Origin of the sequence: Rhodococcus sp. A14 (assembly GCF_011603105.1) — a bacterium.
Lineage (GTDB): Bacteria > Actinomycetota > Actinomycetes > Mycobacteriales > Mycobacteriaceae > Rhodococcus_F > Rhodococcus_F opacus.
In genome coordinates this window covers 63,866-72,967 of the sequence record NZ_JAAOQS010000036.1, presented here as the reverse complement: position 1 = coordinate 72,967, position 9,102 = coordinate 63,866, and the positions used below count along the sequence as shown (strand labels likewise).

Here is a 9,102-nt window from a genome sequence, read left to right as displayed (position 1 = left end):
AAGGAACCTCTCCCATGACCGCACATCTCTCACTCCCCCGTTTCGCCAGGATCGGGGCCGGAGCAGTCGACGAGATCGGCTCGGTTGTCGACCAATTGGGTCTGCAGAGGCCGGTTCTCGTCACCGACTCCTATCTGACCGGCACAGGCGCGGCCGACCGGATCATGACCCTCCTCAGGTCCGCGGGCAAGGAGCCGGCACTGTTCTCCGGCACCGTGCCCGACCCCACCACCGATTCCCTGGAGGAAGGGCTGAGGATCGTCGCCGAACACAACGCGGATTCGGTGATCGGGTTCGGCGGCGGCAGTCCGATGGACACCGCGAAGGCACTGGCCGTGCTGTCCGCGAACGGCGGCGAAATGCGGTCGTACAAGGCACCCCACGTGTACACCGGGAAGGCGCTGCCGATCATCGCGATACCGACCACCGCCGGAAGCGGCTCGGAGGCGACGCAATTCACCGTCATCAGCGACAGCGCTTCCGACGAGAAGATGCTGTGCCCGGGGCTTCCCTTCCTGCCGATCGCCGCGATCGTGGATTTCGAACTCACGATGTCGATGCCGCCGCGGTTGACCGCCGACACCGGAATCGATGCGCTCACCCACGCCATCGAGGCATACGTCAGCAGGAAGGCCCAGCCGTTCACCGACGGACTCGCGCTCTCCGCGATCCGCACGATTGGTAAGCACATCGGCACGGCGTACGCGGACGGTGAAGACCGCACCGCGAGAGAAGCGATGATGGTCGCGTCCATGCAGGCCGGTATGGCGTTCTCCAACTCGAGCGTGGCGCTGGTACACGGGATGAGCAGGCCGATCGGTGCGCATTTCCATGTCGCACACGGACTGTCGAATGCCATGCTGCTTCCGGCGATCACTGCGTTCTCCGTGAAGGGAGCGGAGAGCCGCTACGCCGACTGCGCGCGTGCGTTCGGCGCTGCACCGGAATCGGCGGGCGATTCCGTCGCCGCGCAGTTCCTCGTCGAGACCCTGACGTCGCTGTGTCACGACCTGAAGGTTCCGACGCCGCTCGCCTACGGGATCGACCGTGATGCCTGGGACGGCCTCATTCCGTTGATGGCAGAGCAGGCGCTGGCGTCCGGATCGCCCGGCAACAATCCGGTCGTGCCCACCGCCGGCCAGATCGAGACGCTGTATTCGGAGGTCTTCAGCCAGCGCTAGAACTCGACGGTGCCCCGGAGGTACCGCCGGTACGCCCCGGACAGGTGGACGCGGTCGCCGCGCACCTCGCAGTGCACGGTTCCACCCCGCGCCGACAGTTGGCGTCCGACGAGGCTGTTTCGGCCCAGGACGTCAGCCCAGTACGGCGCGATCTGCGAGTGCGCGGACCCCGTCACCGGGTCCTCCTGCACGCCGGCCGCGGCGCCGAACCATCGCGACACGAAGTCGAGTCCCTCGACGTCGGATGCTGCGGTGACGACGATGCCCCGCACCTTCAGCGGGCTGATCACGGCGAAGTCGGGGGCCATCGACGCGATGTCGTGTTCGGATTCCGCGACGAACACGAGGTCGGTGGCCTTCAGGCACTCCCGCACCGGAATGCCGAGTGCGGCGACGATCCGGGGATCGGCCGCGATCGGCACCGGCGGCTCGGCCGGGAAATCCATCACCAGTTTCCCGTCCGATCCACGGTCGACGTGCAGCCAACCGCTGCGCGTCCAGAACTGGATGCGGGCGGCGTCCGGGTGCACGTCCTCGAGGATCTGCGCGGCCGTGGCGAGGGTGGCATGGCCGCACAGGTCCACCTCGACGGCAGGGGTGAACCATCGCAGGTGATACGCCGGATATTCCGGGTCGTGGGGCCCCGCGTCCACGGGAAGCCGAGCGGTGTAGAACGCCGTCTCGGACAGATTGTTCTCTTCGGCGAGTTGCTGAAGAACCGAGTCGTCCAGCCAGTCGGTCAGCGGCATGACCGCCGCCGGGTTGCCCTCGAAGGGTCCGGCGGCGAATGCGTCGATCTGATAGATGTCGAGCTTCATATCGTCCGATGGTGGTGGACGCCCCGGCGCTCGTCGAGGGCCATCCCGCACACTCTGGACCGGTCGCGCCGACGTCAGGCCCGGGCGAAGCTCATCGTCTCGCCTTCGACCCCGCGCATCCACAGGTCGTTGCACGCGGCCGCCAATTCCGGCAGCCCCTCCTCGATGGCGGCGAACACGTTGCCGGGCACCCAGCCGACGTCACCGTTGAGCAGGAGGTTGTTGCGGCCGTAGAAGATCGCGAGGTCGGTGGCGCCCTGCGCGGCGTGCGCCTCGGAGCCCGGCTCGTACCCGTAGGCCGAGTTGCCGATTTCCCAGGGCTCGAAGTCGAACAGGCACACGTCACCGGGAATCGGTGTGACGGTAGGATTTTCCCGCCGCGGTGCCGCGGTGATCCGCGGGATCAGCGTGTACACCTCGTTGCGCGCGTACTTGGCGTGGTACGCGTCGCCGCTCTGCGGGAGCACGTCCCACACCGCGTCGCAGGTGAGTGGTGCGTCCTCGTCGAGAAGCCGGGCGCGGCAGGTCACGCCGCGCTTGTCCAGGCTGATGGTGATGTAGCGAGCCACAGGTCCTCCTTCGGAGCCCGTGAGTACTTGTTAACCGCCCGCGGTTAACAAGTACTCACGGGTGCTTGTCACACTTCGTCGAGTACTTCGGACCAGATCTTCAGGGCGTCCTCGATCTGTTCCGCCGTCACGATGAGCGGTGGAATCATCCGTACCACGTTCATGTGGGCGCCGCAGGTCAACAGCAGCAGCCCCTTCTTCGCGGCCAGTTGCTGCGCCGCAGCCGCTTTCGCACGGTCCGCGCTGCCGTCGGCGGCCGTGAACTCGCTGCCCACGAGCAGTCCGAGGCCACGGACGTCGCCGATCCCGTCGATGGCGCGCGTGCGCGCACCGTCGAGCAACTGGACACCCCGCGCGGCGGCGTTGGCCACGAGATCTTCCTTCTCGATCACCTCGAGCGTCGCGACCGCGGCCGCGCAGGACACGGCATTGCCGCCGTACGTTCCACCCTGCGACCCCGGCCAGCCCTTGGCCATGAGCTCCTCGGACGCCGCGATGCCCGACAGCGGGAAGCCGCTGGCCAGACCCTTGGCGATGGTGATGATGTCGGGCCGGACGTCGAAGTGCTGGTGCCCGAAGAACTTACCGGTGCGGCCGAAACCGGTCTGGATCTCGTCGATGACGAGCAGGATGCCGTACCGGTCGGCGCGCTCGCGGAGCCCTTGGAAGAACGCGGTGTTGCCGGGCACGTACCCGCCCTCACCGAGAACGGGCTCGACGACGAACGCCGCCGTCTCGTTCGGCGCGGTGAGCGTCGCGAAGATGTAGTCGAGTTCCTTCAGCGCGAACGCGGTCGCCTCCTCCTCGGACCAGCCGTAGCGGTAGGCGTTGGGGAACGGTGCCACGTGCACGCCGCCCATCAACGGGCTGAAGCCGGCGGAGAATCGGGTGCCGGACGTGGTCATCGTCGCCGTCGCGACCGTGCGTCCGTGGAATCCGCCGTGGAAGACGATCACGTTGGGGCGGCCGGTCGCCTGCCGCGACAGTCGTAGCGACGCCTCCACCGCCTCACTTCCTGAGTTCGCGAAGAACAGCGAGTCGAGGCCCGCGGGCAGCACCGATCCCAGTCGATCGACGAGCTCGAGCATCGGCTGGTGCATGACCGTCGTGTACTGGCCGTGGATCAGGGACCCGACCTGCCTGCGTGCGGCCTCCACGACGTGCGGGTGGCAGTGCCCGGTACTGGTGACGCCGATGCCCGCGGTGAAGTCGAGATAGCGCCTGCCGTCGGTGCCGTAGAGGTAGCACCCTTCACCGTGATCGACCGTCACGGGTGTGGCCTGAGCGAGCAGTGGAGATAGCCGAGTCACGAGAACCCTCCCACGCGTAGATGCCGGCGGATGTCGGCAAGTGCATTGTCAGATTGTTGACAATCTGTATAACATGGGGACCGTCCCTTCGGCAATGGAGAACGGGGAAAAATCATGCTCGAGGAAGCAGCAATCGCATCGGTGCAGACCGGCCTGTTCATCGGCGGCAAGTGGCGCGACAGCGCACGCACCATGCCGGTCCACGACCCGTCCACCGGACAGATCCTGTGCACGGTCGCCGACGCCGACGCCGCGGAGGCCCGCGAGGCGCTCGACGCAGCGGCGGCGGCGCAACCGTCGTGGGCGGCCACGACCCCCCGCGAACGCAGCACCATCCTCATGAACGCGCACCGGCTGCTGCTCGAGAACGTCGACCGGCTCGCGCTGGTCATGACGCTCGAGATGGGCAAGCCACTCACCGAGGCGCGGGGCGAAATCGCCTACGCCGCAGAGTTCTTCCGCTGGTTCGCCGAGGAGGCCGTCCGCATCGACGGCGGCTACATGACGGCGCCCGGCGGCGGGTCGCGGTTCCTCGTGACCCGCCAGCCCGTGGGGCCGAGCCTGCTCATCACCCCGTGGAACTTCCCGATGGCGATGGGCACCCGCAAGATCGGGCCCGCGATCGCCGCCGGGTGCACGTCCGTCATCAAGCCGGCAGCCCAGACGCCGCTGTCGATCCTGGCCCTCGCCGACATCCTCACCGAGGCCGGGCTGCCGGACGGCGTCGTCAACGTCGTCACCACGTCCAGCCCCGACGAGGTGATCACCCCCCTCATCCTCGACGGCAGGGCCCGCAAGCTCTCGTTCACCGGTTCGACCAAGGTCGGGAAGCATCTGCTCGAACTGTGCGCCCGCACGGTCATGCGCACGTCCATGGAACTCGGCGGCAACGCGCCGTTCCTCGTCTTCGACGACGCGAATCTCGACGACGCCGTCGACGGGGCCATGGCGGCGAAGATGCGCAACATCGGCCAGGCCTGCACGGCTGCCAACCGAATCCTCGTGCACAGTTCGGTCGCCGAGGAATTCACCCGCAAACTCACGCAGCGAATGGAGGCCCTGCCCGTCGGGCGCGGCACCGAGGACGGCGTCGTCGTCGGACCGCTGATCGACGAGGCGGCCGTCGCGAAGGTGAGCAGTCTCGTCGCGGACGCGATCGACCGCGGCGCCTCGGTGCTCACCGGCGGCGAGGCACTCGACCGGCCGGGCAACTTCTACCCGGCGACGGTCCTGACGGGTGTGCCCGACGACGCCGAGATGTGCCACAACGAGATCTTCGGACCGGTGGCCGCGATCAGCACGTTCGAGACCGAGGCCGAGGCCGTCGAACGGGCGAACGACACCCCGTACGGGCTGGTGGCCTACGTGTACACCGAGAGCCTCAAGCGCGGCATCCGTGTGTGCGAGGCGCTGGAGTCGGGCATGGTCGGGCTCAACCAGGGTGTGGTGTCGAACCCGGCCGCGCCGTTCGGCGGCGTGAAGGAATCCGGGCTCGGACGCGAAGGCGGGACCACCGGCATCGACGAATTCCTCGAGACGAAATACATCGGTGTCGCCGTCTAGCAACTAGAGCCAGGTGTCTTCCGACGACGTCGTGAGGAACGCCTCGAGGTCGTCGCGCCACGGCGCAGGCACGGTCTTGTCCGGTTCGATGCCCGTGTACTGCCCGCGGTAGAACAGCAACGGTCGCTCCTCCCTGATCTCGCTCAGGGAGGAGACCCGGCCGAACGCGACCCAGTGGTCGCCGCCGTCGTGCACGCTCTCGAGCGAGCAGTCGATGTGGGCGAGCGAGCCGGTGAGGATCGGCGAGCCCAGCGGCGACTCCGTCCAGTCGATCCCGGCGAACTTGTCCGGGTCCCGGGAACCGAAACGGGCGCACGTCGACTGTTGTTCCTCCGCGAGCACGTTGACACAGAAGATGCCACTGCGCTCGATCGCCGCCCACGACCGCGACGTCTTGGTCGGGCAGAACAGCACGAGCGGGGGTTCGAGCGACAGCGCGGCGAACGACTGGCACGCGAACCCCACGGGCACGCCGTCGTCGATCGTCGTGATGATCGTGACACCGGTGCAGAACTGGCCGAGCACCGTCCGGAACCGTCGCGGATCGATCGCCTCGGCCGCGACGGCCCCGTCCCCGGTCACCTCGCTCACGGCTGCATCCCGACGCTGAAGTCGTGACCCCACAGGCTGACGGCCGTGCTCTCCCTCGCGATCCAGCTCTCGTCCTCCACCTGACGTCCCTCGCAACCGAACTCGATGTCGAAGCCGCCGGGGGTCTTCATGTAGAACGACAGCATCAGGTCGTTGACGTGGCGGCCGAGCGTGGCCGACATCTTGACCTTCTTGCGGAGCGCGCGGTCGAGGCACAATCCGACGTCGTCGGAGTTCTCGACCTCGATCATCAGGTGCACGATGCCGCTCGGCGTCGGCATCGGCAGGAACGCGAGGCTGTGGTGCCGCGGGTTGCAGCCGAAGAACCGCAACCACGCCGGCTTGCCGTCCGCCGGCCGCCCGACCATCTGCGGGGGCAACCGCATCGAATCGCGCAGGCGGAAACCGAGGACGTCGCGGTAGAAGCGCAGCGACGCCTCGTCGTCCGTGGTCGAAAGGACGACGTGTCCGAGGCCCTGCTCACCGGTGACGAACTTGTGCCCGTACGGGCTGACCACCCGGCGATGCTCCAGGGCCGCGCCGTGGAACGCCTCGAGCGTGTTGCCCGACGGGTCCTCGAACGTGATCAGCTCGTCGACCCTGCGGTCCTGCAGCTGCTCGGCCGTCCCCTCCTTGAATGCGACGCCGGCCGCCGACAGGTTGTCGCGGACCTCCTGCAGCTCCGCGGCATTGGCCGTCTCCCAGCCCGACACCGACAGCCGGTCCTGCTCCCCCGGGAAGATCACGAGGCGAGCCGGGAAGTCGTCCATCCGCAGATACAGGGCGTCCGGGTCGGAGCCCTTGCCCTCGACCATGCCGAGCACCTTGAGACCGTATTCGCGCCACGCGGCCATGTCGGTGGCCTCGATGCGCATGTATGCCAGTGAACGAATACTCATCACTTACCCCCGTCCAGAAGGAAATCGGTTGCCAGACGGTTGAACTCGTCGAACTTCTCCAGCTGCGCCCAGTGGCCGCACCCGCCGAAGACGTGCAACTGTGCCCGCGGAATCATCTTCAGCGCCACCAGCGCCCCGTCGAGCGGGTTGACCCGGTCTTCGCGCCCCCAGATCAGCAGCACCCGCTGGCGCAGCTTGTACGCCTCGCGCCACAGCATTCCCAGTTCGAAGTCGGCCGAGGAGAACGACTTTCCCATCGCCTTGGCGGCGGCGAGCGACTCGGGTGTGCTCGCCGCGGCGAAACGTTCGTCGATCAGTTCGTCGGTGATCAACTTCTGGTCGAACACCATGATGCGCAGGAACGCCTCGAGGTTCTCCCGGGTGGGTTGGTAGCCGAACTTGCCGAGGTTCTTGACGCCCTCGGTCGGGTCCGGGGCGAACAGGTTGACGCTGAGTCCGCCCGGGCCCATGAGCACCAGCCGGCCCGCGCGGTCCGGGTAGTCCAGCGCGAAACGCACTGCGGCACCGCCACCGAGGGAGTTGCCGAGCAGGTGGACACGCCCGCCGATGTCGAGGGTGTCGAGCAGATCCTTCAACGCGGACGCGCTGTGCACGAAGTACTGCGGGTGCTCGGTCGGCTTGTCCGACAACCCGTACCCCGGCTGGTCGACGGCGAGCACGTGGAACTTCTCGGCGAGAACCGGGATGTTCCTGGCGAAGTTCGACCACGACGAAGCGCCCGGCCCGCCGCCGTGCAGCAGCACGATCGTGGTGTCGTTGCCGACCCCGGCCTCGTGGTAGTGCAACTTCAGGTCGGGCCGGACCTGGGCGAACTTCGAGGTGGACTCGAACGTGAGGGCCTCTTCGGTAGTCGTCACGTGTTCTCCTAGACCATCGTGTCGGTGATGGGCAGACCGAATTCGCCTGTGCCGTACATGACGTAGGCGCGCTCGGGATCGTTTGCCGCGTGGACGCGTCCGGCGTGCGCGTCCCGCCAGAAACGCTGCAGCGGCGTGCCGTTGGCCAGCGCGGTGGCCCCCGAGCTCTCGAACAGTTTGTCGATGGACGAAATGGCGCGGCCCGTGGCGCGCACCTGGTCGCGGCGTGCCCGCAGCCGCAGCTCGAACGGCACTTCTTCACCCGCGACGAGCAGTGCGTATTCGTCGGCGACGTTCCCCGACAGCTGGCGCCAGGCGGCGTCGATGTCACTCGAGGCCTCGGCGATGCGAACCTTGGCGAACGGGTCGTCTTTCGCCTTCTCACCGGCGAACGCTGCGCGGACGCGCTTGCCCTGATGTTCGACGTGCGCGTCGTAGGCGCCGTAGGCCATCCCGACGATCGGCACGGAGATGGTGGTGGGATGGATTGTTCCCCAGGGCATCTTGTAGACGGGCGCGGTGTTGCGCTCGAGCCCGGGAGCGGTGAGGTTGCTCATCGCCTTGAAGCTGAGAACGCGGTGCGTCGGGACGAAGACGTCCTCCACCACCACGGTGTTGCTGCCGGTTCCGCGAAGTCCCACGACATTCCACACGTCGTCGATCCGGTAGTCCTCGCGCGGAATCAGGAAGCTGACGAAGTCGACGGGGCGGCCGTCCTTGATGACGGGCCCACCGAGCACCGCCCAGCTGGCGTGATCACAGCCGGACGACCAGGCCCAGGCACCGTTTACCGTGTATCCGCCGTCGACGACCTGGCCGGCGCCCATCGGCGCATACGAGGACGAGATGCGGACGTCGGTGTCGTTGCCCCACACGTCTTCCTGAGCCTGCTGCGAGAACAGCGCGAGGTGCCAGTTGTGGACACCGATGATCGACGAGACCCAGCCGGTGGAACCGCAGGCGCTCGCGATCTTCCGCACCGCGGAGTAGAACAGCACCGGATCCGCCTGGTAGCCACCCCACTGTTCGGGCTGGAGCAACCGGAAGAATCCGGTCTCCTGGAGCGCCTTCATGGAATCGTCGGGGATACGACGTAGATCCTCGGTCTCCTGCGCACGCTCTCGCAGCGTCGGCAGTAGTGCGTCGAGCCGCTGCATCACCTCGTGACTGTCATGGTCACCCACAGGACGCTCCTGTCTCGTTCGATGGTTCACTTATCTTCTGAGACTAGAACACGTTCCCATTTATGTCGAGATACCGGTAAAGGTGCTGTTTGACGGCCCGGGTCTGGAA

Annotated in this window: 9 protein-coding genes; 2 read left to right on the top strand and 7 right to left on the bottom strand. The window is 67.1% G+C overall.

What is annotated here, in order from left to right:
• The first annotated feature begins 14 nt into the window (after positions 1-14).
• Positions 15-1,181 (top strand): iron-containing alcohol dehydrogenase, encoded by a 1,167-nt coding sequence (locus G9373_RS20265; protein ID WP_167116498.1) that lies wholly within the window; start codon positions 15-17, stop codon positions 1,179-1,181.
• Here G9373_RS20265 and G9373_RS20260 read toward each other — a convergent pair.
• The 3 genes from G9373_RS20260 to G9373_RS20250 form a co-directional block, all read right to left on the bottom strand.
• Entirely contained in the window at positions 1,178-1,999 is an 822-nt protein-coding gene (locus G9373_RS20260; protein WP_005574876.1) for a PhzF family phenazine biosynthesis protein, read from the bottom strand. The genes G9373_RS20265 and G9373_RS20260 overlap by 4 nt on opposite strands.
• Before the next feature lie 74 nt (positions 2,000-2,073).
• Entirely contained in the window at positions 2,074-2,568 is a 495-nt protein-coding gene (locus tag G9373_RS20255; RefSeq protein WP_005244798.1) for a DUF3830 family protein, read from the bottom strand.
• Between the two features lie 68 nt (positions 2,569-2,636).
• Positions 2,637-3,878 (bottom strand): aminotransferase class III-fold pyridoxal phosphate-dependent enzyme, encoded by a 1,242-nt coding sequence (locus G9373_RS20250; RefSeq protein WP_005263864.1) that lies wholly within the window; start codon positions 3,876-3,878, stop codon positions 2,637-2,639.
• A gap of 114 nt (positions 3,879-3,992) precedes the next feature.
• Here G9373_RS20250 and G9373_RS20245 point away from each other — a divergent pair, with 114 nt between their 5' ends.
• Positions 3,993-5,441, top strand: coding sequence for an NAD-dependent succinate-semialdehyde dehydrogenase (locus G9373_RS20245; protein WP_167116495.1), 1,449 nt, complete (start codon positions 3,993-3,995; stop codon positions 5,439-5,441).
• A gap of 3 nt (positions 5,442-5,444) precedes the next feature.
• On the opposite strand, the gene hsaB is transcribed toward G9373_RS20245, so the two are convergent.
• From hsaB to hsaA, 4 genes are read right to left on the bottom strand one after another with little or no spacing between them, the layout of a single operon-like run.
• Positions 5,445-6,032: a 3-hydroxy-9,10-secoandrosta-1,3,5(10)-triene-9,17-dione monooxygenase reductase subunit gene (gene hsaB / locus G9373_RS20240; protein ID WP_005244804.1), complete on the bottom strand. Its 588-nt coding sequence runs from the start codon at positions 6,030-6,032 to the stop codon at positions 5,445-5,447.
• The gene (gene hsaC, locus G9373_RS20235) at positions 6,029-6,931 is read right to left on the bottom strand and encodes an iron-dependent extradiol dioxygenase HsaC (protein ID WP_005263859.1); all 903 of its coding nucleotides are present in this window, start codon (positions 6,929-6,931) and stop codon (positions 6,029-6,031) included. The genes hsaB and hsaC overlap by 4 nt, the downstream gene beginning before the upstream one ends.
• Positions 6,931-7,809: a 4,5:9,10-diseco-3-hydroxy-5,9,17-trioxoandrosta-1(10),2-diene-4-oate hydrolase gene (gene hsaD, locus G9373_RS20230; protein ID WP_005263857.1), complete on the bottom strand. Its 879-nt coding sequence runs from the start codon at positions 7,807-7,809 to the stop codon at positions 6,931-6,933. Before hsaD ends, hsaC begins: the two co-directional genes overlap by 1 nt.
• A gap of 8 nt (positions 7,810-7,817) precedes the next feature.
• The gene (hsaA, locus tag G9373_RS20225; protein ID WP_005574871.1) at positions 7,818-8,993 is read right to left on the bottom strand and encodes a 3-hydroxy-9,10-secoandrosta-1,3,5(10)-triene-9,17-dione monooxygenase oxygenase subunit; all 1,176 of its coding nucleotides are present in this window, start codon (positions 8,991-8,993) and stop codon (positions 7,818-7,820) included.
• Positions 8,994-9,102: the final 109 nt, after the last annotated feature.

Coding starts and splice junctions, on each gene's coding strand:
- G9373_RS20265 (WP_167116498.1), top strand. CDS start 15: ATGACCGCACATCTCTCACTCCCCCGTTTCGCCAGGATCGGGGCCGGA.
- G9373_RS20245 (WP_167116495.1), top strand. CDS start 3,993: ATGCTCGAGGAAGCAGCAATCGCATCGGTGCAGACCGGCCTGTTCATC.
- hsaC (WP_005263859.1), bottom strand. CDS start 6,931: ATGAGTATTCGTTCACTGGCATACATGCGCATCGAGGCCACCGACATG.
- G9373_RS20260 (WP_005574876.1), bottom strand. CDS start 1,999: ATGAAGCTCGACATCTATCAGATCGACGCATTCGCCGCCGGACCCTTC.